The organism is Lysinibacillus sp. NPDC056232 (assembly GCF_042267565.1).
In the GTDB taxonomy this organism is placed as follows: domain Bacteria; phylum Bacillota; class Bacilli; order Bacillales_A; family Planococcaceae; genus Lysinibacillus.
The window spans coordinates 15,884-40,469 of record NZ_JBHJTF010000006.1; the positions used below are offsets into that span (position 1 = coordinate 15,884).

The following is a 24,586-nucleotide window of genomic DNA, read 5'->3' on the forward strand; positions in this document are numbered from 1 at the left end:
TACGAATGCAGTTTAGGACGACTAAATCTAAGCTAATAGGCAATTGCTCAACGGTTATTAGCCCTTTTACATATATTGAATTATGTAAAAGGAGGGGTTTATCTTGTACAATCCATATGAAGAAATTATGCCGCTTCCAGAACCTGGTTTCGAACCATCGTTCGGACTGCCTGGTGTTGGAGCACCACCATCATTCGAACTGCCTGGTGTTGGAGCACCACCATCGTTCGGACTGCCTGGTGTTGGAGCACCACCATCGTTTGGACCGCCTGGCTTTGAACCGCCGCCATCGTTCGGACCGCCTAGTTTTAGTCCACCACCATCATTTGGACCACCTGGTTTTGGTCCGCCACCAGCAGGTCAAATGCCCCTTGGTCCACCACCTAGCTTTGCGCCATCACTTCCACCATTCGGAATAGGTACAAGTGGTATTCAATCATGCTTATTTAGAAATACGTATATATGGATGTTTAATGGATCAGGCTTTTGGTTCTTCCTAACTGCTGTAGGAAGAGAGTTTATTGCAGGGTTCCGATGGAGTAGCAGAAGTGGTTGGCGCTTCCAAACTATTGCAAGAAGAAATATTCGCTCGTATGAATGTTCGAGATGGTAATTAAGCGTATTGAGAAGCCGTGATAAATGGTTCATTTAGTTGTAAAAATATTATATATAATGAAATAAAGGTGTCGTTTTAAATAAAGTATAGCTATTTACCAAAGTGAGGGGGTGATTTCCGTTCCGACAGGGCGCTTTGTCGCTGACGCTACGTTAGCACTACGCTTTCGCACAGAAAACATCCGCTAGCGCTCCAGGGTCTCGGGTCAACAGATGTTTTTTGCGCGAAAGCGAAGCGGAGCGGCACCGATGTTGGTCACGAAGGCGTTATCACAGGATGTGATGGTTTTAGCCTTCGTTCCTCTATCGCTGATCCCCAAGGAGTCGCCAAGCCTCCACTCCAATCAACTATTATACTTAGCATGTATTTTCTAGCATGTCGAAGTGGCAGCAACAAGGGTTTTCTCTGTGCGAAAGCGGTAGCTTGAAACGTAAATCACCCTCAACGCTGCTTTGCCCATTTGTTTTTCAACACTATGAAAACTCCTAGAGCATGTATCTCTGCTCTAGGAGTTTTATTCGTGATATGCTTAAATCTTTTCAACGTCATCCACAAGCTGCTTATACTCCGCAAACCATTTTTGCCATTCTTCCATTGGAAATTCTTCATGTACAATTCCATTTAATAAGTCCGAAAGCAGGTTTAAGCATATATGCCAGCCGGCTAAATCTTTAGACGTATGGTCAGTTAGCTCACCAATCGTTTCGAGTAATACTAATATGGAGCCATTGCCAGTGGGAGAGAGTTCAAATCTTACTGTATCTTTGCCCCAATCAAATTCGAGTACTTCCTTCTCGGCATAGTCTGTAATCGCTATTTCCTTATGAGCATTTGTTCCATCATTCATATTAAAATGGATTTTGCCGTTCTTTCGAAGATCAATAATTTCTAAATTATTCATCCATTTTTGAAGCTTTCCATTCTCCGTTAATACGGCCCAAACAGCTTCAACTGAATGTGATAATGGACGGTTAAATTTTACGACATAGTTATTTTGTTGTTTCTGAATAGTAGCAAGCATGGATAACCTCCTTATTTTTTTACTCTTATCATAGACTCCCTGCACAGTCTTTGTCATGCATATTAATGGGACGAGGTTTTTTTGTGAGTAAATTAATTCAATATTTAATAGTAAATCTTAATTACGCTGTTAAAAGAAAAAGATATAATTTGTAGGTGTTTCAGCAGTTGAGCAACAAGCTATTGTGGAGGCGTTTAATTAGCTTATTTATGTAGAGGGCTTGGATTGCGTTTTTCATATTCAGTCAGCTATTGTTTTGCGAATATTTTCGATAGAAGGTATTCACTAAAGAAAATAATATAGAAACAAGTACCCCAATTAACAGATGGCGAAGAAAACCTTTAGCTACAAATTGGTCAATTACCCATATTCCAAACGCAAGACTTATTGTAAAAGTAATACTAATTATAAATTTTTGCATATGATTATCTCACTTCCGTTTTATTGGTTCTATTCTTGGTATAAGTAAAGAAATTCGTGGTATTGATTCTGATGTTATTTTCTTGTTAGAACCATATATTGTAAAGGTTATTCTGGATAAAAGAATGACTATAGGATGTTGCTTATATGCCAGCATAATCACATTTACAATATAGCTAGTGCTCACTACAAAATTTCGCTATTTATTTTTTCTAAAATACATAAGAGTTCCTGAACATATACATGCAATTATGCCCAATCCATAGAGTTTAATAAAAAATGACGCATTTTCTACGATTGCTACAACTAAGGCAACACAGAAAAATATAAATAAGGGCAGTATTCTTTGTATCTCTGATTTTTTCATTATATATTTCTCTCTTTATTTATTCTTTGAAATAAATTTTCGCTATTAATAGTCCCAAAACTTATTCCTTGTTTCAAAAAAAATTTGATCAAATTATTTACGAATTTTACAATAGCCCTTTGAGGAAAGAGCACCTTGTGTTTAAAATTGGGGTGTAGATTAGTAGAGGTTTTTCGGTTATTGGATTGTTAATAATCCAGTTAACATGGTTCTCGATACTAAAGTTCTTTCTTTCTTTTAGTTACAAAAAATGAATACAATAAAACAATGGCCAAAAAAATTACACCGAATAAATAGAACCAAAATACGGTCGTATTTTCTCCCCCAATGAATTATTATTTGGCGTAAAAGAGTAATGAATAAGACTAACATAGGGATAAGTACAGCTTTACTATTAATCACCATTGTTCACCACCTATCCTTTTCTTATTTGTTTTGTTCCATCCGTTCAACCTTTGAAACTATTTTCTTCCATACTTCAACTAAATATGTCAGGAGCCTTAACTTTCGCCATTGTCCTTCATCAGCGTCTTTTTTTGATGTCTTCCCATAACACATGTAAAAGATGCTCCAGCATTAAACGGATATTTTGTGTAGTTGGTAAATAAGTTTTATATTACCATAATTACAATGTAGAGTAACTATGTATATGAAAATAGTATGTTCGAAAAATAATAAACTAACATACTATTTTTATTTCTAATAATAACGTTTCTTTGTAATTTAATTTTGGCTAATATTAGTTAAAAAGGGGAATCGCCATGCCATATCAACAAGCTTTAGAGAACTATATTGCAGCTACAAATTCTCATGATTTTAATAACGTAAAGGAAATTTTACATCCGCAAGCAGTTTATTGGTTTACGGATAAAACATGCACGTCCTTAGAAGAAATAGGCGCTTATTTTTATAATGCTTGGAATTTAATAAAGAAGGAAGTTTATTCGGCTATCGATGTCCAGTGGCTTACGGCTGATGAAAAATCAGCTACCTGTATTTATACATACCATTATGAAGGCTATCATAACGGAAAATTTGTATCAGGTAGCGGAAGAGCAACGAATATTTTTACTGTCCTAAATAATGAATGGAAGTTAATTCATGAACATTTAAGTAGTTAAATTATTTTTATTACTACTTGAATAAGTAGTAATAAAATGATGATTATTAGCAGTATTTTAGCTATTTTTATCGGAATTTTCGGTAGAATTAAAAGTCCGAGCTGAGAGCCAATAATAGAGCCTACTGCCATCGCAATTGCATATTGCCATTGAATAAAGCCAGTTTGGTAAAATACTATAAATGCCCCTGTGCAGCTCCCGAAAATAAGTACGCGTGTGAGCTGTACAGCCTTTATGTAGGTGTAATGGTAGCGTAAAAAATGTAGTATGCTGAAGGTTGAAGAGCCAGGTCCGAAGCCGCCATCATAAACCGCGATTAAAAATGGCTGCCATAATTTATTGTTGTGTGTAGTGTCAGTTTCTTCTGAGCTAACAGTCCATTCTTTATTTTTTAACGTTATAAATAGGGCGAAAATAAGTAGCATACATGCAATAATATTCATTGTTTTTTCTGAGATGGATACTGTTAGGAGTGCTCCACACACGCCTCCGGCAATTGCTACAGCAACATATTTCATAATAGCTGCTAGACGAAGCTCTTTATGATATAGAAGATAAAAGATGCTCGACAACGCTGCAATGCCCGATGAAAATTTATTCGTAGCAATGCCTGTTTGAATAGGTATTCCAACAAGCATCATAGCAGGGATCGTAATTAACCCAGCACCTCCAGCAAGGGTACCGATAAAAGCAGCAATAACTCCGATACCGACGAGCGTTAGTGAAAGCTTTGTATAAGAAAGTCCCATTACAATGGCAAAGGTCACAATCAAAATAAAAGATTTTTTCATAAGCGTCTCCTTTAACGTTATTAGTTAAAGGTACGGGTAAATGATTTATAAATCTAATATATTATTTTTGGTTTTGTATAAATGATATTTATACAAAGTACAACCGAATTTTTCTCTTTCACTATAAAGACTACTAGAAATACAGTCCTCATAAAGCTCCAACCTCTCCTAATTTGTCATGCTGATTTTCATCTCCATAGCCCCTTTGAAATAGAAATGAAAATAGTTATTATTGTAAGTAATGGAAGTAATCATTTGCCGAAGGGGATGGTAGCGATGAAACAAAACATATATCAATGGGGCGACTCACAAAATCCAACGTTAATCTTTTTACATGGACTAGGGAGTACCGGCCTAGCATTTGGAGAACTAGCAAAACATTTACCAGAGTATCATATCGTCACTTTTGATTTACCTGGACATGGCTATGCAAAAGCCTTGGAAGAAGAAAAGGCTTATTTTCCTTCCAATTTGATTGAAGAGATAGAAGAAACAATAAATCAGCAGTTAGGGAATACATCTCATTATTTAATTGGTCATTCTTTTGGAGCTGATTTGGCATTGCATTATGCTGCTAAATGCCCTAAACAACTAAAGGGGATTATCTTGTTAGATGGTGGTTATTTGTCACCACAAGATTTAGGGATGACATTAGAAAACGAATTACAAGATATAGAGAAATTTTGTAATGAAGTAAGATTCTCATCTTGGGACGTATTTTTTGAATCGGAAAAAGAAGAGCTTTCACGATGGTCAGAAGAGCTTAAAGAAGCATCAAGGGCTCAAGTTAAGGAACAAGATGGAGAAATCAGACTAACGATTTCTACTTTTACAGGGCAATCCATCATAAAAGGTATTTATGTGGAACCAGTCAAAGATATAGTAGAACAGGTGCATTGCCCGACTCTCTTGATTCATGCAACAAAACCAAGCGAATTAGAAGCTATTAGAAAGAAGAGCATTCAAATTTTGCAATCTAGAATTAAAAACCTGGATATTGAACCAATCGCTGATGCAGGCCATGATATTTTCCGTGAAGCACCTAAGGATGTTGCTAACAAAATAAGAACATGGGTTGAGAATCATTAATTAGGAAACAGCGCAAGCATTGGTATGACAAATTCAGAGGTGAATAAAACTGATAAAAACAGAAGAAGAGCTAAAAAGCTTAATTGCAGCAGATGAATGGATGATGCACATTTTAACGACTGTAGAGAAGCTACAATTACCTGATTCATGGGTATGTGCTGGATTTATTCGTACAAAGGTGTGGGATTATTTACATGAAAAGGAACATAGAACACCAATAGCCGATATTGATGTGATATATTTTGATAAAGTAAATCTCTTAGAAAATTATGAGAAGCGGTATGAACGAAAATTGAAGAAGTATTTACCGAATGAGCCTTGGTCTGTGAAAAATCAAGCAAGGATGCATGTAGTAAATAATAGTACACCTTATCAGTCATCTATTGATGGAATGGCACATTTTCCAGAAATCCCAACAGCTATCGGTGTAAGGCTTACCGATGGAATGCTTGAGATAGCTGCACCTCATGGTATTAAGCACTTAGTTTCTGGGATTGTCGCTCCAACACCATATTTTCAAAAAGGCTCTCCGATGCATGAAGTTTATAAGAGCAGGATCCATAACAAACAGTGGGAATCAATTTGGCCGAAACTACAGATTTTCTACTAATGAAGCGAAGGAGCTAAAGACTTGTATCACGATAAACATCAAATAATCTCGCATTATGAAAGATCTATTGTATTTGTGGAAAGTTTAGCAAACATAACAGAAGAACAATGGCGAACGCCTTTAGAGCCTGGAAAATGGACGGTAGCAGAGATAATTGGACATCTTACTCCATGGGATGAATTCGTGTTAAAACAACGTCTACCGTTTCTTTTTACAAAGGAAAGCTTACCAAAAGGGCCAGATGTAGTAGAAATGAATGCTAGTGCAGCAAGGAATAGTCGTGCACAAAGTAGAGAAGAAACGATAGCCAATTTTATCAATCAGAGACATCAGCTAATTGGCGCACTTTATCAAATAGCGGATCAGCAATGGCAGCAGCCTTTTACAATAGGTGCTTCAGAATTAACACTTCACAGTTATTTTGCTAGTTTAGGAGATCATGATCTACATCATTTTTCACAAATCCAGAAAGTTTTAAAGAATGTAGAGGGTATAAAGTGGATATCAAGCATTTAATCGATTATTATGCACATGCGTCTGTAAGATTTACGGATGTTTTTACAAATAAAATGGAGCCAGGACAAATAGATATTGGTCGAACAACAGCCCCCGGGAAGTGTGGTTTGGTTGTGCCGCTTGCTGGTAGTGCTATATTTAGTTTTAACGGTACCCCTTATACAATGGAGCCGGGTATGGTCGTACATGCAGGACCACAAATGCCAATCGAAATTAAAGCTTCTGATGATAAAGGATGGGAGTATGCAGTTGTTCATTATCATATCCCTCCTGAAGAAATACCTCAATATCCATTATCAGCTCAGCACTTTTTAATCAATACAGGCTATCATACAAAAATTATTGACTATGTACAGCAGTTAATAGAAAGCCAAGCAATGCCGGGTAATATGTCAGTATTCAAAGCAAAGACTTTATTTATGAATCTTTTGGAAGTCATTCTTATTTCGGCAAAAGTGAAGGTGCTCGATACGGCAAGTGACCAGATGGAGCAAGCTTTACAGTATATACATGAGAATTATGCTAAACAAATTTCTATTTCGAAAATTGCTGGAGAATTTGGCGTGGAGCGTCGTAGGTTTGCCTATCTGTTTGAACAGCATACTGGGATGAATCCTAGTGTCTACTTAACAGAATATCGCATACGACGGTCGAAGGAGTTACTGAAATATGATGATTCACCAGTAGCGGAAATAGCTGAATGTGTAGGCTATGCAGATTGCTTTTATTTCAGTCGAGTATTTAAAAAATGTACTGGAATGTCCCCGACAGCTTATCGGAAATTAATGATTGAGGAAGCAAAATACGTATAAAAAGTTGTTTCTTGAAAAAAGAAGCAGCTTTTTTTGTGACATCCGCCGGAGGCTTTAACTTCTTTCATCAGGTGTTTGAACACCTGATGAAAGAAGTTAAAATCGGCAAAAGTCCATGTGATTCGTGAAATTGTCCATTCACAACTGCTTTTCTCTTTGTTAGGATAGGAATCGTAAATGATAATGAATATCAATTAAATTGATAAACTCTATTGACTTATAAATGAAAATGATTATCATTATCATTGTCAATATAATCAAGTTTGCTAGGAGAGAATATATCTATGAATAAATATTTTAAAATGTGTGCACCTGCTCTATTAGCGCTATCCTTGGCTGCGTGTGGAACGGATAAAGCAGAAGAATCTGCTACATCTACAAATAATGCAGCAGAAACTAGTGCAACAGAAACGCAAACAAATCAAGCGAAAACACAAACGATTACATACTTAGGTGAAAAATATGAAATTGCCGCAGATGTTAAAAACATAGTGGCTGCAAGCTTAGAGTCCATGGAAGACGCGGCAATGCTCGGTATCAAGCCTGTTGGCGTGCTTGATATCGGTGGGAAAATCCCATCATATCTTGCTTCTGAATTAGAAGGTGCTGAGCTTGTTGGAAATAAAATGACACCGAATACTGAAGCCATTCTTAAACTTGATCCAGATGTTATTTTAGGTTCCTCAAAATACCCAGAGGAAATGGCTGAAAAACTCAATAAAATTCAAACGATGATTCCGTATTCACACGTCTCTACAAATTGGAAAGAGAACTTAACATTACTTGCACAGCTTTCAGGTAAAGAAGATGAGGCAAAAAAAATCATTGCAGATTATGAAGCGAAGGTTGCTGATTCTCAAGTGAAATCTAAAGAGCAATTAGCGGACAAGCAAGTTCTAGTTATTCGAGTACGTGGTGGCATCATGTATATCTATCCTGCAGGCGTTTACTTAAACCCTGTTCTATATGAAGATTTAGGGGCTCCAATACCAGAGATTTTAAAAACTGCAAAGGCTCAGGCTGAACTATCTCTTGAAACATTAGCAGAGGTTAATCCTGATGCTATTTTCCTTCAATTCGAGGAATCAGAAAATGCCGATGCACCAAAAGCATTAGAAGAGCTACAAAAGAATCCAATCTTTGCAAGCTTAAAGGCATCACAAAATAATCAAGTTTTCGTGAATGCCATTGAACCTTTAGCACAAGGTGGTACTGCATGGTCTAAGGTGAAATTCTTAGACATCGCAGCTGAAAAATTACTTAAATAGTGTAGAGAGGCTGGTAGTAGATTTGGTGGCATCACCAGGCTATTACCAGCCTTTTATAAGTTAAAGCCTCCGGACGCAATTATACCGAGGCATAATTGATATAGAAAAAGGTGTGGAAGTTGAAAAAAACAAACATTGTGGCATTTTCAATATTAGCAGCTTCTCCATTCCTAATTGCGATTGTGGCATTAGTATCCGTTATGTACGGCACAAAAGACATTAGCGCAATAACGGTGTGGCAGGCGATTACAGCATTCGATCCTTCAAATGTTGACCACCAAATTATACGAACTGGGCGTATTCCTAGAATTGCCGCAGTTTTATTGGTTGGAGCATTTTTAGCAGTAGCGGGGGCAGTGATGCAAGGTATTACACGAAATTATTTAGCCTCTCCTTCATTAATGGGCGTTAATGATGGTTCGGCATTTATGATTACGATAGCAATTGTATTTTTCCCAGGGCTTCCAAATTACCAAATGATCTTACTTTCAATGCTCGGTTCAGCATTAGGAGCAGGTATTGTATTTGGTTTTGGCTCTTTAATTCGAAATGGTTTATCACCAGTAAGGCTCGCCATTATTGGAACGGTCATTGGTACGTTTTTAAGCAGTATTGCTACAGCCATTGCGATGTATTTTCAAGTATCGCAAACGGTAAGTGTTTGGTATAACACAAAAGTTCATATGGTGGATATGGATATGCTCGTGCTAGCTATTCCATTTGGGCTAGTCGGTTTAGTTCTTGCATTATTATCAGCAAAAGCTATTACGATAACTTCACTAGGAGAAGATATCGCTATTGGACTTGGGCAAAAAACTAAATCAGTGAAAATTATTAGTATGCTTGCCGTTGTATGTTTGACAGGTACGGCAGTTGCACTTGTAGGAAAGATAGCCTTTGTAGGGTTAGTCATTCCTCATATTACACGTTTCCTTGTTGGAGTGGATTACCGTTTTATCATTCCATGTGCAGCTGTAGTAGGTGCGTTTTTCTTAGCGCTTTGTGATGTACTCAGTCGCTTTGTTAATTACCCATTCGAAACTCCAATCGGCGTATTAACGGCATTGGTTGGTGTCCCATTCTTCTTATATTTAGTTCGTAAACACGGAGGTGAAAAACGTGCGTAAGAAAACCTCAAGTGTATTCGTTTTGACTGTTTCAATACTCATGTTATTTATTTTTGGTGCTACCTATCTCCATCTTACAAATGGTGTCTTTGATATGTCGGTGATGGATGTTTTAAAAACATTGCTACGCATTGATCCAAATCCAAAATTTGATCTTGTCATTTTTGAATTCCGTTTACCACGTATTGTTATTGCAGCATTAGTAGGTGTTGGTTTAGGGATGGCGGGGGTTGTGCTACAAGGTATTACGCGTAATGGCCTAGCAGACCCTGGAATTTTAGGGATCAATGCTGGTGCTGGTGCAGCAGTGGTCATATTTATGTTTTTCTTCCAATTACGTCTCACATCTGCAGATATGAGTAGCTGGTTCTCCATTTTAATGATGCCGATTTTTGGATTCGTCGGTGGTGCGATGGCCGCTGTGTTGATTTTCTCGTTTGCCATGAAGAACGGTCATTTAGATATGCAACGGCTAATTTTAACAGGGATTGCGATAAATAGTGGTTTTGGGGCATTGTCACTGTTTTTATCATTGAAAATGAATGCTCAGGATTTTGAAGCTGCCGCAGTTTGGATGGCAGGCTCTATTTATAATGCAAACTGGATTTTTGTTGTGACTATGTTGCCGTGGCTTATTTTATTAGGCTTTTATGTTCATCGGAAATCGTATTTGCTCGATTATTTTCAATTAGAAGAGGATAGCATTACTAGCTTAGGGATAGCGGTAGAAAAAGAGAAAATGAAGCTGTTATTGGCAAGTGTCGGCTTAGTCAGTGCTTGTGTATCGGTTTCAGGTAGTATCGGTTTTATTGGATTAATGGCACCGCATATTGCTAAACAGCTCGTTGGTATTCAACATCGTTATGTCATGCCAGTCAGTGCATTGATAGGTGCGGGATTGCTTATTTTAGCTGACTTTATAGGGAAAACAGTATTTGCGCCGTCTGAGCTGGCAGTTGGTATTGTTGTCTCGATTATTGGGATTCCGTACTTCTTATATTTACTAGTGAAATCGAAGGCATAGGAGGAAAAAGTGTGCAAACTGCATTTAGAATGGAAAATTTATCTTCTGGCTATGAGCAGGTTCGTGTGTTTGAAGGCTTGAATTTAACAATAGAAGAAGGAAAGGTTACGACCATTATCGGCCCCAATGGATGTGGAAAATCTACACTATTAAAAACAATCGGTCGTATATTAAAGAAGCAGCAGGGCACGGTTTATTTACAGGATCAAAACATGCAAAATTTATCGACAAAGGAAATTGCGAAAAAGCTAGCAATCTTGTCCCAGACGCCTATTGCACCCGGTCAGTTAAAGGTTGAGGAGCTCATTGCTTATGGTCGTTATCCACATCGAAATAATGTGAAGCGCTTAACAAACAAGGATGAGGAAATGATTGAATGGGCATTAACGGTCACAAATACAATGGAATATCGTAATCGTGAACTAGCTCAGCTTTCCGGAGGCCAACGCCAACGTGTATGGCTGGCAATGGCCTTAGCCCAAGAAACAAGTATTTTGTTATTAGACGAACCGACAACTTATTTAGATATGGCGCATCAGTTAGAGGTGCTAGAAATTGTGAAAGACTTAAACGAACAGCATCGTTGTACGATCGTTATGGTGTTGCACGATATTAATCACGCGGCACGATATTCTGATCATTTAATCGCCATGCGGCAGGGGGCTGTAATGAAAACTGGCACGCCTGAGGAAATTTTATGTGCAGATGTTATGCGGGACGTATTCAATATTAATGCACGAATTATGGAAGATCCAGTTACGAAAACACCAGTATGTTATGGCTATGATGTTATGAAGGAGGCCGACAAATGATTGAGGAGAAAATCGTGAAAACACTTGATTATGTGACGCAAGAAATTGTATCGAAGTTTACGGATTATACGTATACGGTAAATATTTATGTACCGAACGGAGAAGTACCGGAAGGAGGTTTTCCAGTCTTATACGTATTAGATGGGTCGTCTTATTTCCATCTTGTAAAGGAAGCGGTCCGCCTACAAAGCCGCAATGCACCTAAAACAGGTATTTTGCCAACTATTGTTGTAGGTATTGGGCATGGTGCGGATATGCATGAACGAAGATTTTATGATTTTACAGGACAAGCCGAAACGTATACTTATCCTGCAAGATTTAAAGGTAAGGGCCATGAGAAACATGGAGGAGCAGAGAACTTTAATAGATTTTTAGAGGAGGAATTAAAGCCGAGTATTCAGGCTCAATTCCCTGTGAATATGCAGCAACAATCACTGTTTGGGCACTCATTAGCGGGCTACTTTGTGCTTTGGCAATTATTCCATCATCAAGCAACCTTCCAACGTTATATAGCGATTAGCCCTTCTATTTGGTGGAATGAGCATGAACTATTCAGTTATGCGTCAACATTTATAAAAGAGCGTCCATTTGCTTATGAAAAATTATTCATCGGTGTGGGGGAACTTGAAACCTTTATGGTGGATGATGCTCAACAAATTGCGAGCAATTTACAGAAAATCATGGATATCTCCTTCTATGAAGCATTGGAGGAAAATCATGCTTCAATCGTTCCAACTGTTATGAGTAGAGCAATACGTTTTGTGAACAAAAAATAAAGAGTGGTAACCGCATTATCTTATGGTAATGCGGTTTATTTTTTGTTTAAAAATACAATATGGTGTATTTTTAAACGAAAAGAGTGTTGACAGATGAACATTATTTTAGCGCAAGTAGAGGATGCTTCAGTAATTCATAACGTTATGCTACAGTCCTTTAAAGAGTATGAACATGCAACACCATCATCAAGTGCACTAAGTGAAACGATTGAATCGACCAAAAAATATTGATTTATATCACTCATTGGGATATATTGTCACAAAAGAAAATCGTAACGGTTTCTCTCTTTCTGTAGCGACAATGGAGAAACAGCTTACGAATTAGGGGGACTGCACTTGAGGAAAAAGCTTGGCTGTTTACATGCACACCATTCAAATATTGAGTATATAGAACAGGCATTTCAAAATATTGAGAAGGTAGAACTAGTCCATTTTGTAGATCCAGGTCTTATACAGCAAGTTTCAAAAGGGACTGAAGGATTAGCCTTTAAGGTGAAAGAGCAACTTGAATGGATGGAAAGCTGTAATATGGATGCTATTCTGATAACGTGTACTAATTATATTGCATTGTTAGAGGAAGAACAGCTGGAACTATCGATTCCAATTATTAAAATAGATGAGCCCTTTTTTGACACAATATGTGAAGAAAAACGGCCTCAAACAATTCTTTTTACAAATCCTGAAACCGTAGAAGGTACGATGAACAGACTTCAGCAATATGCTTTACTACATGAAAAATCCATTAATGCTGAAGTTAAAGTTATCGACAATACGTTTGAACTGATTATGCAGGGGAAAAAGGAAGCGTATAATAACGCTATTAGACAAACTCTTCATCATCTAGCGGAGGAGCAACGGCAAATTTTAGTTGCACAGCTTTCAATGGTTGAGGCTGCACGGCAATTCGAAAAAGAGTCAACGTTAACCATTACTCATCCGCTAAAGTCGTTAGCTAAATTTGTGGTGAAGTCTATAGAATAATAGTTCGTACTAAATTTTCTGAATACTCTGTAACGATTTGTGTGAAAAATTCGTTTCATAGGAAATAGCCATAACTTATAGGGAGTGTAGTAATGAGGCGATGGGTACTTATGGTAACCGTGTCGATATTGTTGGCAGGCTGTACAATGAGCGAGAAAGCGATTGCTCTGCCAAATGATTTACCTGATTTTGTGCAAGAAAGTGACTTTAAATCAATTGATTGGGATCAAAAGGCAGCTGAATTTGGAGAGAGAGGTATGATCGGTAATGCAAATAAATCGGGTGTTATCGGTGCCGAAATGCCGAGTTTAAACACTCAAAAATGGATGTGGCATATTTGGGGAATTGAAGAAGGTCAAGATACCAAGTTAACAATTGTCGGGTATCATAAAGATTCTAAAACAGTGCATCCTATTTTAGTAGATGGTTGGACTATAGGACTTGGCGGACCTGCTAATGGTGCAGATGCTCATGCACCTTCAAATGTGACAATCCCGAAGCCTAGAGAATGGGCAATTTTACTTTATACGAATGGAAGCTATTTTGATACGTTAATTTATGATATTACTAAATAAAAAGTTAATATTCCACATAATGTGACCCTCGTTTTGTAAGCAGAAATTCTTACAAAATGAGGGTTTTACTTAAAAAATTAAGGTGAATAGCGTGAAAAATATAAAATTGGTAATATAAAAAGTAAGAAAATAGAAATGGAGGATAGCTATATGACCGATTTACGATATCCAATTGGACAATTTCAATTTCCGGAAGTAGTGACAGCGCAGCAAGTAAAGGAATGGATAGAAGATATTCGTCTATTACCGACACAACTGGCAGAGGCACTTAACGGAGCAAGTGAACAAGCATTAACGAAATCCTACCGAGAAAATGGTTGGACGGTTACGCAGCTTGTCCACCATATTGCAGATAGTCATATGAATAGCTACATTCGTTTTAAGCTAGCTTTAACAGAGGATACTCCGACAATTAAACCTTATAACGAAGTGGAATGGGCAAAGCTTCCCGATTCAGAAATGCCTGTCTCAACATCATGTAAAATAATTCAGGGCTTACATGAGCGTTGGGTTTATTTGCTGGAAAGCTTAACAGCAGAGCAATTACAACGAGCATTTCATCATCCTGATTCAGGATTAATGACGCTTGAAAAAGCTGTAGCCTTATATGCTTGGCACGGGAAGCATCATCTAGCTCATATTCAGATAGCTTTGGCGAAATGAAAAATTTTTTCTCAGAGCGAAAAGTAGGCGATTTCCTGATCTTGAAGGAAATCGCCTACTTTTGAAATTGTTTTCAAGTAATTATCGTATGTTACACGGATAATGATACTGTATGGTAGCCGTAATCTAACTTACGAACATAATCTTTTATACAATATTAATTCCTGCACTTGCATTACCAGTAATAGTAGTAACAATCCCTGAGGAAGTAACGGAGAACACCATTAATAAACGATCACCAGCAGCTACTGGCACTGGTGCAACGTTTGCAGTACCAAATGTAATAGTACCTATTGCTATTGTTGAGAGAGCTGGTGTTAAATCAACAAATGCTGTTGTAGGGCTGAAAACATTACTTCCCGCAACCGCGCGGTAAATTTGTGCTCTAACAGTTGCTGTTCCTGTAAGGGTTACAGCAACTGTTGCAGACAATGATGCAGAAATAGACGTAATAGTACCAGCACGTGGAACTGAAAAGGCTTCCGTTCCAGTAAGAGCTGTTAAGTCTATATTTGTACCAGTAAGAGTTACCCCTGGAATAGACGTACCGAATCCTACAAGACTAACTGTACCGATTGCGCCACCAAGAACTGATGTTAAAATAACAGGAACTATTCCTGATGAGAATGGGATGATCGAGCCTGTTGCTGGTGGAGTAGTAATACATGCAGCGTCTATAGCTTCAAAAGGACCAAGTGCAGTACACTCATTTTTATTTGCGCAGCCGCCGCACGTGGAATTCATACAATTCATACACATTTTTACACCCCCTTTCTTCATTATTCTATTCAGCTAAGATTATAGGGTTAGGGCAATTAACTCTATTGCAATTTTTATATGCGGAAATATTGGGACTTCTTTAGAGGTGATTTTTTGTCGATGGCAAGTATTTGTTAATGAATTTGACATTCTACTAAATTGTTAGTTGAACAGAAAAAAGTCCAATATGTATTTTCATACGTATTGGACGGATTTATCGTAAAATCTCCATAGACTGTACACCACAACTTTAAACTAACTCCATTTTCGAAAGAAATTGAAAAACAAAGAACCCTTATCTTTTTTCTGGCTTTCTTCAGGTGATTCTTCTTTTAGCTCGGGTTGCTTGTTTACTTCTTCAATTTGTGCTTGGGTTTCTTCCCCTGATGAAGGTTCAAAAAATTCACATTCATTACTTTTTAAACTAGGGGATTTATTAGTGTCCTCTTGCTCGTTAACCACTTTAACTGCTTCCAGAATGACAGGCTCATTAACAGTTTCCGCCACTTCTAGAATGACAGGTTCATTAACAGTTTCAGCTACTTCCAGGATGACAGGCTTATTAACAGTTTCAGTTACTTCAAGGATGTCAGGCTCATTAACAGTTTCAACTGCATCCAGAATATCAGGTTCATTAACAGTTTCAGCTGCTTCAAGGATGTCAGGCTCATTAACAGTTTCGACTGCATCTAGAATGACAGGTTCATTAACAGTTTCAGCTGCTTCCAGAATGACAGGCTCATTAACAGTTTCAGCTACTGCCAGATTGCCAGATTCATTAACAGTTTCAACTGCATTATGATTGCCAGGCTTATTTGTTATTTCAGAGTTCATTTCATCTACAGTGACAGCAGTATTTTTTTTTCTGTAATTGTCAGGAGTTGAGGCATTGTCGGATGGTAAGGCAGATTCATTCATATTAACTGGAATTTCCTGTGTGCTTGTAGCGTGTTTAAAATGGAAGGTGGATTCGGTTGTGGTATTTCTATATAAGCCATTATATATTTGGCTTGGATGAGTATTTATTGATTGAAAGTATTGTTGATTAAAATGGCGTTCCTCGGGTACATCTCTTTGATTCCTGTTGCGAGTAGAAGGTATGCTATTGTTACCATCTAATTGCGCATTTGTAGCTTTACCTGCCAGACTTTGTAACATTTTATAAGATGGCTGTTTTGATGTAATCCCCGATTGATTTGTTGTCTGTGTAATGATCGGATCCCTTTGTACACCGTTAGCAATAAATTTAGATGTGTTTTCCGTTTTAGGTATAGTGGTTAAAGCTTCAGTATTTTCAATCGTGAGTAATTTGTTTAAAACCATTAGTATTTCTCGGTTCCTGCCCTCAATCGTTTGATTCAGAGACTCAATTTGTGCCGATAGAAACTTTACCTGCTCCTCATAGCCTCGGATTTGTGAATTTTTTTGCTTATCATCCATTGTTTCAGTAAGCTCTTCTAAAAATGCCATTTGCGTTTTAATTTCATCAAAATCCATTTTCATAAATAGGAAATCTTCAATTGAAGTTCCCATTTTTAATGAAGTTAACGTATCCTTGTAGGCTTCTATCCTTTGCTTCAATTTTTCAATGTCTTGAGTGGAGTACAATTTTGAATCTTCCATTGCATTTCACCCCTTTCTGTCCATTAATATTTTATTAAAAATAGTTACTTTCTGTTACAAATATACCAATCCTTTCGAATATTTTAGTTCCTCCATTAGAAGAGGAGATGTAAGCAAAAACGATACATACTGCAATTGAAGAATTTCATAAAAATCAAAACGAATTACTTATTAGCCCATACACTTATAGCTAGAAAACATATGATACAAACGAAAGATAAAAAATTTATGGAGGTGTCAAAAGGATGCTAGAGAATATGCCATCCCAGGCGCAAGAACTAATTTGTATCAACGTCGATAAGGTATTTGACTGGATTGTAAAGGAAATGTCGTTTGATTTTTCCCCTACTGGACCAATTACTTTTCCAGGAGTAACGCCAACGACTGATTTAACAGGTGCGGTAGTTACATGTAAGGTAGTTCCATCAACAACTAATCCTATTGTGATCTTGAACCGTGAGAATCGCCAATTCACAATTGATGGTGCAACTGTATGTCTTCAAAATTTAACTATTCAAAAGAATTTTATTCTTACGATAGTTGTTTGTTTACCGAACGGCACTATGTTCACAAGCAATACTATTCCACTTTCTCGTTGCGAACAAGTTACATTATGTGCGCCGCAAGGGACAGATGTAGAAATTTTATTCACAGATTTAGATTGTTTCGTGTGTACAACTGGAACATTAACAGCTGGAGCAGGTACAATTACGTTTTCTGCATTAACTATTACTGTATCTGTTTGCCAAAGTATTCAATCTACATTCCCAGTTACTGTGGAATTCTTAGCGACTTTCTGCGAGCCAAGAGCAGAATTACCGTTCGCATGTCCGGGTGTAGTTCGCCCAGCACAGTGCCCAGCTGTATTCCCATCAGTTGGTTAATGGTACTAACACATAGAAGAAAATCATATTGTAAAGAGAGGGTAATCCTCTCTTTTTTTTATGGAAGGACGTAACAGCCACAAAAAGAAGTTTGGATTTGCTGTAGTTAATTCAATATTATTAGCAAGGGGGTACTGATTATGCTTACTCGCATCGATCGTGTAGAAGAAAAAATAAATGAATTAAAAAAACAAACGAATTTTTATGTTCATGAAATTAAAAAAACGATTGAGGGGCTTATTATTCCGGATAGTGTCAATATCATTAGTTATTTCACATCTTCAATCAATATTTCTTATAATCCCGATGAGGAAAGCTTATGCTTGGGCTCTTATCATATTCGTAATATAGGTAATCAGCCTATAACGAATCCTTATTTATGCATAAAGCTACCTGAAGATTCCCCATTCTCCTTCTCTGGAAGGTATGTCTATGAACATTTCGCACCAAACTTAAAAGGAAACAGTAGCTGGGAGCGAATCAATGATCAATCGAGCAAGGAGGAGTTCTGGCTTAGACCTATTGGAAAAACAACGTTAGAGCCAAACGAAACACTATCATTTCCTAACTTTCAGATCAAATGGGATCATAATGTATCTTATTCAGGAAGTATCATGGGTTTTACATATTGTGATCAGCTAGAAGATGGTGTCGTCGTCTTAAATCCTATTAATCTCAATGGATTTAGTTATACACAGGAGGATGAAAATGAGTGAGTATGAAAATATGAATCAAAAAATAGATAGTGTTGTCCATCAACTTATGAAGGAACAGCTTGCAAATCTACCTAACTATAGTAATGAGGAAAATAATAGCTTTGCTTATTTCGAAAAAGGCACATTGAATCTGCTTATTACGCATTTAATATCAGGAGAAAAGAGAAAAGCTGAAGAAATTGGCGATGAGGAAATAGAAATGAAGATGATAAAGCAGCTTGACGAGATGTTAGAGGAGAGTAAGGCGCAATTTGAAGAAGTGATTAGTTTACTTAAAAAATTGTCGTGATAGGAGGTGTGAGTGTGGATAATGATATTGTCAAAAACAATGATCCTATTCAGCTTCAGCAAATGGTCATTTTTTTAAGAGCCGAATTAGCGAAATATAAAAATGAAGTTAAAAGGCTCAAAGATGGTGATTATTATTCACTAGTCCTGAGATTAGAGCGAGAAAATGTTGAATTAACAAAACAGAAAAAGGAACTTTCGATGGAGCTTTTAAAGCTGAAGAGAGACCATGAAAGAACAATAAAAACTTACTATGATGATATACAAGCAAGAGAAATCCAGAAGAAAAAACAACTTTCTTCGATAGAGGGTTTATTAAAGGAATTAGAAGAACTGCGTGCAGAAAATAAGCTAATAAAGGAATCTTTAAAATTCACTAAAGATGAATTACTTTCTATAAATTCAGATGCTAATTATAAGACTACAGTGGATGGTCTTGAAAATAAGTTGAATGTTTTTACAAGAGATATAAGCCAGCAAATGAAGACTATCAGTGAAGTCCTTGAAAGATCCCATTCAGAACAAGCCAATTCAGACAATCTTAATAAGCATTTAACCAAAGAAATAGAGGAGAAAAGCAGTGAGATAGCAAAATTATCGGAAGAATTAGCGGATGTAAAAAAGTATAGCCTTTCCCTGAGTGGAAAAACGATGATGAATCCAGGGTTCTTTACACACATAGATGCTCAAGTAAATAGGGTACTGGCTCAATCAATGGATTTTGAGAAGCAATTGAATCATAAATTACGCTTACTTGAGGATCTGGACCACAAATTGAACGAGCTAACTATAGAAATCAATACTGATAAAACTGTATAAAGTATGCTGTTACAGCTGTTTCAAAAGTAAAACAAGACACTTTTGAAGCAGCTATTTTTATGTTATTAGGATTTTACTTGATTGTTCAATTCTGCTTTTACGGGCAGTAAATGAGAGAGAAGAAAAAAGATTTCGGCTAGGATTCCGAAATCTTCTTATGAAATACATGATTATAATTTGTCGCATCTCGTAAAGCTTTTTCCTCAATTGGAATGCGTACAGATAGCATTGTTACATTTAAAAGTGTAAAGCAGAATACTGTAAAATATGCTTGAAACAGTAAAGGCAGAAGAATAATTTCTAAGCAAACAACTGCGTAATTTGGGTGACGCATAAATGTATAAGGGCCTTTACGTACAACTTCTGCATCAGGCAATATGAGTATTTTCGTATTCCAAAAAGACCCTAATGAACGAATACACCAAATGCGTAATGCTTGAACGGCAATAAATAATAAGAATAATAACGGAAATAAAGGAGATACACTTTTATGATTAGTAACTATTTCAATAATTAAAAACAAGAAAAAAGCGGTGTGCAAAGTAACCATATATGGATAATGAGAAGAACCAACTTCATATGCCCCTTGTGAGAGCATCCATTTTTCATTGCGTTTGGCAATGAAAACTTCTGTCAATCTTTGTAGAATGACGAGGATCAAAATAATGTAAATCATCATGCTACTCCCTCCATTTAAGTAATACAGCTTCAGCACAGAAGCCAGGGCCGAGAGCGACGAGCAAACCAGTATCCTCTACTTGTCCTTCGTTTAACATAAATTGCTCTAACACATATAGCACCGTAGGAGACGACATATTTCCATGATATTTTAATATTTCCCGAGAAATGTCGGTTTTTTGGGGAGCTAGATAAAGTGTATCTTCATAGGCTTTTAATACTTTTTTACCGCCAGGGTGTGCAATGAAATGGTTAAGCTGTTCACAGTATAGTTCATGTTCCAATAAAAATTGTTCAATGAATGGGCCGAGCCAATTGGTGATGATGCCAGGAATACTTTTCTGGAAAACGACATGTAGGCCATTATTTTTAATATTCCAGCCCATAACATTCTCTGAATCTGGCATCCACTTAGAGCCAGTTCCGATAATAGTAGGTGTTGATTTTTTTACGGCGATGTTCACTTCATCTCCACAGACGAGTATACATGCTGCACCATCTGCAAAAAGAGAGGCCCCGATTAAATTGCTTTTTGAAAAATCATTTGGCTGAAAGGTTAGACTACAAAGCTCGACACAAACGACAAGAACTTTTGCTTCGGGGTGAGCACGACAAAAATCATAGGCTCTACTAACACCTGCTGCACCACCAGCGCAGCCAAGTCCCCAAAGTGGAATACGCTTAAGCCTGTCTGAAAAAGGAAGTTGATTCATAACCCGTGCATCAATACTTGGTGTGGAAATGCCTGTGCTACTCACAAAAATAATGGCATCGATATCTTTAGGAGAAATCGGTGATTGTAAAAATGCTTCATTTTGTAAACAAGCCTTAATGACATCAACGCTATATTGTGTAGCTAGCTCAATATATAAATCGTTACGTTCCTCAAAGGAATGATCCGTACGATGCCATTCTGGTGGCACACAAAAATGGCGTGTTGCAATCCCTCCATTCTCAAAAACTTTTAAGTAGCGTTCTAATTTAGGGATTTTTGCATGAAAAAGCTCCTTCGTCAGCTCCTCCGCATTTGTCTGTTGTAATGTGTACGGTGGTTTGTATGTACTGATCGAAATGATTTTTGACAATTCAACATCTCCTTCGCAACTAGTGGTCTTGTTTATTGTATGCAGGGTGGGAGGGGATACATGCTTGTAAGTTATAATTGACAATTTCGGAAGATTCCGTTATATTGAAAATAACAAAATCGGAAGTAGGTGATGTGACATGATGAATAGAGCCGCTTTTAACGAACAGCAATTCGGTTTGTTCAATTTCACACGCCTAAATTATATAAATTGACCACGCATTGTATTTCGATCACATGTGGTGATTTGTATATTCTTTTAAATGTGCCTGTGAACCTTGTAACTGCCGAATTGCGCAGAGACAAGGTTTTTTATTTTTTATCAATTGATTACAAATGATATGCACATTTAGGAGGAAAACAAATTGAATTTAACAACTTTAGGATTTTCAACATATTTTGAAGAGCAAATGACTGGATTTAAACAGGAGGCTAAGCTGGCGAATTGTGTGCCTGCTAGGGTTACTTTAGAGCATAAGCATTCCTATCGTGTACTGGCTGAAGAAGGAGAGTGGCTGGCAACGATTGCTGGACATTACGCGTATACATCATTAGCCCGTGAGGATTTCCCAGCAGTTGGGGATTGGGTGCTAGTTGAGAAAATGCCTGGTGAGGAAAAGGCCATTATTCATAAATTGTTTACACGAAAATCAGTCTTTTCCCGCAAGGCCGCTGGGGGGGAAGTAAAAGAGCAGATTGTAGCATCAAACGTTGATATCGTGCTTCTCGTTATGAGCTTAAATGCTGACTTTAATATTCGTCGTTTAGAACGCTATTTAGTAGCTGCGTGGGATTCAGGTGCAAAGCCGATTGTTGTATTGACGAAGGCTGATCTCTGTGAAGATATTTCTAGTATGATACGTGAGGTTGAATCTGTAGCGTTCGGTGTGGATATTTTTGTGACTAGTGCTCTATCAGGTGAAGGCTTAGAGAATATTCGTACATTATTTACGGAAGGCGTGACAGGAGCATTGCTCGGCTCTTCTGGCGCTGGAAAGTCCTCATTGACAAACGCTCTTAGTGGTGAAGATTTTATGAAAGTGTCGGGTATTCGTGAAGATGATGCGAAGGGGCGCCATACAACAACACATCGTGAGCTAGTTCTATTGCCAGGTGACGGCTGTTTAATTGATACGCCTGGAATGCGGGAGTTACAATTATGGGATCAGAGTGATAGCTTATCCTCTAGTTTTCAGGATATTGAGGAACTTTCTGCTGCCTGTCGTTACAGGGATTGTACACATAAGAAGGAACCACATTGTGCTGTACAGCAAGCCATTACAGATGGTGTGCTTGAACAATCACGTCTCCAAAGCTACTTTAAATTGCAAAGAGAGCTTGCTTTTATCGAACGAAAAGCAAATGCACAGGCGAAGCTAAATGAACAACGCAAATCAAAGCAAATTGCGAAGGGGAAGAAAGGTAAAAAATAAAATTAAACGAAACTTGATATGAGGATGAACGGTTATCTGCGAGAATCACACTTTTATCAGCGGTTTCAAAGTTGAGGGCACACGCATGACAATCCAAAACATAAATCATTTATCTTCATTCAGTAGAATGCTTCTCTCTGAAGAAGTGAGATGAATGTGGATGTGGCTACTTTTTTATTGTGTCTAAACCCCCACTGAATGAAGATAAAGCCTCCGGACGCAATTACGCCAAGGCGAAATTGATTATTTTCAGTTTCAAATCTAGAAGCATCCATTGCATTCTATGAAAAGGTTTTTGACGCAAAATTACTAGTGAAGGGGAAAAGTACAGCCTATTTTGATGTAAATGGGCTGTGGCTTACCCTGAATGTAGAACAGGATATTCCACGCAATGAAATCCATCAATCCTATACACATATAGCGTTTTCTATCCAGGAGAACGATTTTGATAAAGTGTATGAAAAACTAGTCCAATATAATGTCAATATTCTGGAAGGCAGAAAAAGCGATGTGAGAGATAAAAAATCGATTTATTTTACAGATCCAGACGGTCATAAATTCGAATTTCGTACAGGGACTTTACAGGATCGATTGGATTACTATAAGAAGGAAAAAACGCATATGGAGTTTTTTGATGATTAATGGTTGCAACACTCCTTCTAATGGAAACGTTGATAATAGTAGAAGGGGTGATTTTGTGAAAAAGGCTATTATTTTTGATATGGATGGTACTTTATTTCAAACAAATCTAATATTAGAGCCAGCACTATCGGCGACGTTCGATGTGCTACGTAAAAAGAGCTTGTGGCTGGGTGAAACACCAATAGAGAAATACCGCGAAATTATGGGGGTTCCATTACCTGTTGTCTGGGAAACGTTATGTCCTATGCACGCGCTAGAGACACGTGAAGAAAGCAATGCATTATTCCATGTTAAACTTATTGAAGAAATACGGAGTCGCCGGGGCGCATTGTATCCACATGCAGAGCAAACACTTGCTAGTTTGGCAGAAAACTATGATTTATTCATTGCCAGCAATGGACAAACCGAGTATTTACAAGCAATAGTAGAAACCTATCAATTACAGCGTTATATCAAAGGTACATATAGTATTCAGTCCATTTCGAGCGGTCATAAATCTGATTTAGTGAAAAAGGTAGTCAAGGAAAATGCCATTGAACGTGGAACAGTTGTAGGTGATCGTTCTTCTGATATTCAGGCAGCTCATGACAATCAGCTACTCTCTGTTGGTGTACGATTCGACTTTGCGCAGGAAACAGAATTACAAAAAGCGGACATTGTTATTGATGATTTAAAAGAATTACTTGATTTAAAGCTAGGATAAATTTTATCGACAACATATTCTGATTTATCACCCAACTTTTTTGTTTTATCGAGAACTATGAAGGATTTTCGACATGCATTGCAATTCAACAGCAGAAAGAGTAGAATGGTGGAAATCTATAGTAAAAGCATTGATAAGGAAAAGTAAATTGGATATGCATTATATAGAGAGCCTCTGTTGGTGGAAATGAGGTAAATGCCCCCTTTTGAAAATGACCTTTGAGCTTCGTACCGAAAGCAAGTTTGCGAGTAGATTACGACGAGATGGGCACTCGTTACAACGGCGGCAGTATCTCTCATTGAAATTTGAAATGAGACGCACTGATGGAGGCAAATAGTGTGAGCTATTTGTAAATATAGGTGGTAACA

At 37.4% G+C, this 24,586-nt stretch carries 28 protein-coding genes, 1 pseudogene and 1 other annotated feature (1 of these 30 only partly in view); of the genes and pseudogenes, 23 read left to right on the top strand and 6 right to left on the bottom strand.

All coding sequences use genetic code 11. The annotated features are described in order from the left end of the window. The first annotated feature begins 103 nt into the window (after positions 1-103). Positions 104-613, top strand: coding sequence for a hypothetical protein (locus tag ACFCYJ_RS06445; protein WP_376072240.1), 510 nt, complete (start codon positions 104-106; stop codon positions 611-613). Between the two features lie 215 nt (positions 614-828). Beyond that, a complete protein-coding gene (locus tag ACFCYJ_RS06450) occupies positions 829-990 on the top strand; it encodes a hypothetical protein (RefSeq protein WP_376072243.1) in 162 nt (53 codons plus the stop codon). Between the two features lie 155 nt (positions 991-1,145). Here ACFCYJ_RS06450 and ACFCYJ_RS06455 read toward each other — a convergent pair whose 3' ends face one another. After that, complete coding sequence (locus ACFCYJ_RS06455; protein ID WP_376072246.1) at positions 1,146-1,637, bottom strand: SRPBCC family protein; 492 nt, start codon at positions 1,635-1,637, stop codon at positions 1,146-1,148. A gap of 1,548 nt (positions 1,638-3,185) precedes the next feature. Between ACFCYJ_RS06455 and ACFCYJ_RS06460 the strand changes: the two genes are divergently transcribed. Further along, positions 3,186-3,545: a YybH family protein gene (locus tag ACFCYJ_RS06460; protein ID WP_376072249.1), complete on the top strand. Its 360-nt coding sequence runs from the start codon at positions 3,186-3,188 to the stop codon at positions 3,543-3,545. Here ACFCYJ_RS06460 and ACFCYJ_RS06465 read toward each other — a convergent pair. Then, positions 3,542-4,294 carry a sulfite exporter TauE/SafE family protein gene (locus tag ACFCYJ_RS06465; protein WP_376072686.1) on the bottom strand — a complete coding sequence of 251 codons (753 nt, stop codon included), beginning with the start codon at positions 4,292-4,294 and terminating at the stop codon, positions 3,542-3,544. The genes ACFCYJ_RS06460 and ACFCYJ_RS06465 overlap by 4 nt on opposite strands. Before the next feature lie 258 nt (positions 4,295-4,552). Between ACFCYJ_RS06465 and ACFCYJ_RS06470 the strand changes: the two genes are divergently transcribed. From ACFCYJ_RS06470 to ACFCYJ_RS06530, 13 genes are all read left to right on the top strand, one after another. Further along, on the top strand, positions 4,553-5,425 hold the full coding sequence (locus ACFCYJ_RS06470; protein ID WP_376072252.1) for an alpha/beta fold hydrolase: 873 nt from the start codon (positions 4,553-4,555) through the stop codon (positions 5,423-5,425). A 100-nt stretch (positions 5,426-5,525) separates the two neighbouring features. Continuing rightward, positions 5,526-6,035, top strand: coding sequence for a nucleotidyltransferase family protein (locus ACFCYJ_RS06475; RefSeq protein ID WP_376072254.1), 510 nt, complete (start codon positions 5,526-5,528; stop codon positions 6,033-6,035). Between the two features lie 21 nt (positions 6,036-6,056). After that, positions 6,057-6,551 (top strand): DinB family protein, encoded by a 495-nt coding sequence (locus ACFCYJ_RS06480; RefSeq protein WP_376072257.1) that lies wholly within the window; start codon positions 6,057-6,059, stop codon positions 6,549-6,551. After that, positions 6,533-7,363, top strand: a complete 831-nt coding sequence (locus ACFCYJ_RS06485; RefSeq protein WP_376072260.1) for an AraC family transcriptional regulator — start codon at positions 6,533-6,535, stop codon at positions 7,361-7,363. Before ACFCYJ_RS06480 ends, ACFCYJ_RS06485 begins: the two co-directional genes overlap by 19 nt. 284 nt (positions 7,364-7,647) lie before the next feature. Beyond that, entirely contained in the window at positions 7,648-8,631 is a 984-nt protein-coding gene (locus tag ACFCYJ_RS06490; protein ID WP_376072262.1) for an ABC transporter substrate-binding protein, read from the top strand. 119 nt (positions 8,632-8,750) lie between these two features. Then, entirely contained in the window at positions 8,751-9,758 is a 1,008-nt protein-coding gene (locus ACFCYJ_RS06495) for a FecCD family ABC transporter permease (protein WP_376072265.1), read from the top strand. After that, on the top strand, positions 9,751-10,782 hold the full coding sequence (locus ACFCYJ_RS06500; RefSeq protein WP_376072268.1) for a FecCD family ABC transporter permease: 1,032 nt from the start codon (positions 9,751-9,753) through the stop codon (positions 10,780-10,782). Before ACFCYJ_RS06495 ends, ACFCYJ_RS06500 begins: the two co-directional genes overlap by 8 nt. Before the next feature lie 29 nt (positions 10,783-10,811). Continuing rightward, positions 10,812-11,594 (top strand): ABC transporter ATP-binding protein, encoded by a 783-nt coding sequence (locus tag ACFCYJ_RS06505; RefSeq protein ID WP_376072689.1) that lies wholly within the window; start codon positions 10,812-10,814, stop codon positions 11,592-11,594. Continuing rightward, entirely contained in the window at positions 11,591-12,370 is a 780-nt protein-coding gene (locus ACFCYJ_RS06510) for an alpha/beta hydrolase (RefSeq protein ID WP_376072270.1), read from the top strand. The genes ACFCYJ_RS06505 and ACFCYJ_RS06510 overlap by 4 nt, the downstream gene beginning before the upstream one ends. Positions 12,371-12,463: 93 nt before the next feature. Beyond that, entirely contained in the window at positions 12,464-12,601 is a 138-nt protein-coding gene (locus tag ACFCYJ_RS06515; protein WP_376072273.1) for a hypothetical protein, read from the top strand. Positions 12,602-12,700: 99 nt separating this feature from the next. After that, complete coding sequence (locus tag ACFCYJ_RS06520) at positions 12,701-13,351, top strand: hypothetical protein (RefSeq protein ID WP_376072692.1); 651 nt, start codon at positions 12,701-12,703, stop codon at positions 13,349-13,351. 92 nt (positions 13,352-13,443) lie between these two features. Further along, a complete protein-coding gene (locus ACFCYJ_RS06525) occupies positions 13,444-13,926 on the top strand; it encodes an META domain-containing protein (RefSeq protein ID WP_376072276.1) in 483 nt (160 codons plus the stop codon). A gap of 150 nt (positions 13,927-14,076) precedes the next feature. Then, the gene (locus ACFCYJ_RS06530) at positions 14,077-14,589 is read left to right on the top strand and encodes a YfiT family bacillithiol transferase (protein WP_376072278.1); all 513 of its coding nucleotides are present in this window, start codon (positions 14,077-14,079) and stop codon (positions 14,587-14,589) included. Positions 14,590-14,736: 147 nt separating this feature from the next. Here the strand turns inward: ACFCYJ_RS06530 and ACFCYJ_RS06535 are convergent, their stop codons facing one another. Together ACFCYJ_RS06535 and ACFCYJ_RS06540 are read right to left on the bottom strand one after the other, a co-directional pair. After that, positions 14,737-15,348, bottom strand: a complete 612-nt coding sequence (locus ACFCYJ_RS06535) for an exosporium glycoprotein BclB-related protein (protein ID WP_376072281.1) — start codon at positions 15,346-15,348, stop codon at positions 14,737-14,739. Positions 15,349-15,603: 255 nt separating this feature from the next. Next, positions 15,604-16,971 carry a hypothetical protein gene (locus tag ACFCYJ_RS06540; protein ID WP_376072284.1) on the bottom strand — a complete coding sequence of 456 codons (1,368 nt, stop codon included), beginning with the start codon at positions 16,969-16,971 and terminating at the stop codon, positions 15,604-15,606. Positions 16,972-17,216: 245 nt separating this feature from the next. On the opposite strand from ACFCYJ_RS06540, the gene ACFCYJ_RS06545 reads away from it, so the two are divergent. The 4 genes from ACFCYJ_RS06545 (at position 17,217) to ACFCYJ_RS06560 (ending at position 19,678) form a co-directional block, all read left to right on the top strand. Beyond that, a complete protein-coding gene (locus ACFCYJ_RS06545) occupies positions 17,217-17,855 on the top strand; it encodes a BMQ_0737 family morphogenetic spore coat protein (RefSeq protein WP_370077122.1) in 639 nt (212 codons plus the stop codon). Between the two features lie 140 nt (positions 17,856-17,995). Beyond that, positions 17,996-18,571, top strand: a complete 576-nt coding sequence (locus tag ACFCYJ_RS06550) for a hypothetical protein (RefSeq protein ID WP_376072287.1) — start codon at positions 17,996-17,998, stop codon at positions 18,569-18,571. Continuing rightward, complete coding sequence (locus tag ACFCYJ_RS06555) at positions 18,564-18,860, top strand: hypothetical protein (protein WP_376072289.1); 297 nt, start codon at positions 18,564-18,566, stop codon at positions 18,858-18,860. The genes ACFCYJ_RS06550 and ACFCYJ_RS06555 overlap by 8 nt, the downstream gene beginning before the upstream one ends. Before the next feature lie 14 nt (positions 18,861-18,874). After that, positions 18,875-19,678, top strand: coding sequence for a hypothetical protein (locus tag ACFCYJ_RS06560; protein WP_376072291.1), 804 nt, complete (start codon positions 18,875-18,877; stop codon positions 19,676-19,678). A gap of 136 nt (positions 19,679-19,814) precedes the next feature. Here ACFCYJ_RS06560 and ACFCYJ_RS06565 read toward each other — a convergent pair whose 3' ends face one another. Both ACFCYJ_RS06565 and ACFCYJ_RS06570 read right to left on the bottom strand, forming a co-directional pair. After that, positions 19,815-20,357: an isoprenylcysteine carboxyl methyltransferase family protein gene (locus ACFCYJ_RS06565; protein ID WP_376072294.1), complete on the bottom strand. Its 543-nt coding sequence runs from the start codon at positions 20,355-20,357 to the stop codon at positions 19,815-19,817. A gap of 1 nt (position 20,358) precedes the next feature. Next, a complete protein-coding gene (locus tag ACFCYJ_RS06570) occupies positions 20,359-21,441 on the bottom strand; it encodes a type III polyketide synthase (protein ID WP_376072297.1) in 1,083 nt (360 codons plus the stop codon). A 364-nt stretch (positions 21,442-21,805) separates the two neighbouring features. Between ACFCYJ_RS06570 and rsgA the strand changes: the two genes are divergently transcribed. The 3 genes and pseudogenes from rsgA (at position 21,806) to ACFCYJ_RS06585 (ending at position 24,218) form a co-directional block, all read left to right on the top strand. Next, on the top strand, positions 21,806-22,873 hold the full coding sequence (rsgA, locus tag ACFCYJ_RS06575; RefSeq protein ID WP_376072300.1) for a ribosome small subunit-dependent GTPase A: 1,068 nt from the start codon (positions 21,806-21,808) through the stop codon (positions 22,871-22,873). Positions 22,874-23,119: 246 nt separating this feature from the next. Beyond that, positions 23,120-23,515 (top strand): annotated as a pseudogene (fosB, locus tag ACFCYJ_RS06580) (metallothiol transferase FosB); the annotation flags it as partial. A gap of 55 nt (positions 23,516-23,570) precedes the next feature. Then, positions 23,571-24,218: an NIF family HAD-type phosphatase gene (locus tag ACFCYJ_RS06585; protein ID WP_376072303.1), complete on the top strand. Its 648-nt coding sequence runs from the start codon at positions 23,571-23,573 to the stop codon at positions 24,216-24,218. A 121-nt stretch (positions 24,219-24,339) separates the two neighbouring features. Next, positions 24,340-24,586, top strand: a binding site (T-box leader) (it continues 20 nt past the right edge of the window).

What these genes read in the sequence shown, in the direction of transcription:
- ACFCYJ_RS06530 (WP_376072278.1), top strand. Translation starts at nt 14,077, where the DNA reads ATGACCGATTTACGATATCCAATTGGACAATTTCAATTTCCGGAAGTA.
- ACFCYJ_RS06540 (WP_376072284.1), bottom strand. Translation starts at nt 16,971, where the DNA reads ATGGAAGATTCAAAATTGTACTCCACTCAAGACATTGAAAAATTGAAG.
- ACFCYJ_RS06515 (WP_376072273.1), top strand. Translation starts at nt 12,464, where the DNA reads ATGAACATTATTTTAGCGCAAGTAGAGGATGCTTCAGTAATTCATAAC.
- ACFCYJ_RS06505 (WP_376072689.1), top strand. Translation starts at nt 10,812, where the DNA reads ATGGAAAATTTATCTTCTGGCTATGAGCAGGTTCGTGTGTTTGAAGGC.
- ACFCYJ_RS06450 (WP_376072243.1), top strand. Translation starts at nt 829, where the DNA reads ATGTTTTTTGCGCGAAAGCGAAGCGGAGCGGCACCGATGTTGGTCACG.
- ACFCYJ_RS06470 (WP_376072252.1), top strand. Translation starts at nt 4,553, where the DNA reads ATGAAAATAGTTATTATTGTAAGTAATGGAAGTAATCATTTGCCGAAG.
- ACFCYJ_RS06550 (WP_376072287.1), top strand. Translation starts at nt 17,996, where the DNA reads ATGCTTACTCGCATCGATCGTGTAGAAGAAAAAATAAATGAATTAAAA.
- ACFCYJ_RS06465 (WP_376072686.1), bottom strand. Translation starts at nt 4,294, where the DNA reads ATGGGACTTTCTTATACAAAGCTTTCACTAACGCTCGTCGGTATCGGA.
- ACFCYJ_RS06455 (WP_376072246.1), bottom strand. Translation starts at nt 1,637, where the DNA reads ATGCTTGCTACTATTCAGAAACAACAAAATAACTATGTCGTAAAATTT.
- ACFCYJ_RS06460 (WP_376072249.1), top strand. Translation starts at nt 3,186, where the DNA reads ATGCCATATCAACAAGCTTTAGAGAACTATATTGCAGCTACAAATTCT.
- ACFCYJ_RS06535 (WP_376072281.1), bottom strand. Translation starts at nt 15,348, where the DNA reads ATGTGTATGAATTGTATGAATTCCACGTGCGGCGGCTGCGCAAATAAA.
- ACFCYJ_RS06545 (WP_370077122.1), top strand. Translation starts at nt 17,217, where the DNA reads ATGCTAGAGAATATGCCATCCCAGGCGCAAGAACTAATTTGTATCAAC.
- ACFCYJ_RS06510 (WP_376072270.1), top strand. Translation starts at nt 11,591, where the DNA reads ATGATTGAGGAGAAAATCGTGAAAACACTTGATTATGTGACGCAAGAA.
- ACFCYJ_RS06565 (WP_376072294.1), bottom strand. Translation starts at nt 20,357, where the DNA reads ATGATGATTTACATTATTTTGATCCTCGTCATTCTACAAAGATTGACA.
- ACFCYJ_RS06555 (WP_376072289.1), top strand. Translation starts at nt 18,564, where the DNA reads ATGAGTGAGTATGAAAATATGAATCAAAAAATAGATAGTGTTGTCCAT.
- ACFCYJ_RS06490 (WP_376072262.1), top strand. Translation starts at nt 7,648, where the DNA reads ATGAATAAATATTTTAAAATGTGTGCACCTGCTCTATTAGCGCTATCC.
- ACFCYJ_RS06525 (WP_376072276.1), top strand. Translation starts at nt 13,444, where the DNA reads ATGAGGCGATGGGTACTTATGGTAACCGTGTCGATATTGTTGGCAGGC.
- ACFCYJ_RS06475 (WP_376072254.1), top strand. Translation starts at nt 5,526, where the DNA reads ATGATGCACATTTTAACGACTGTAGAGAAGCTACAATTACCTGATTCA.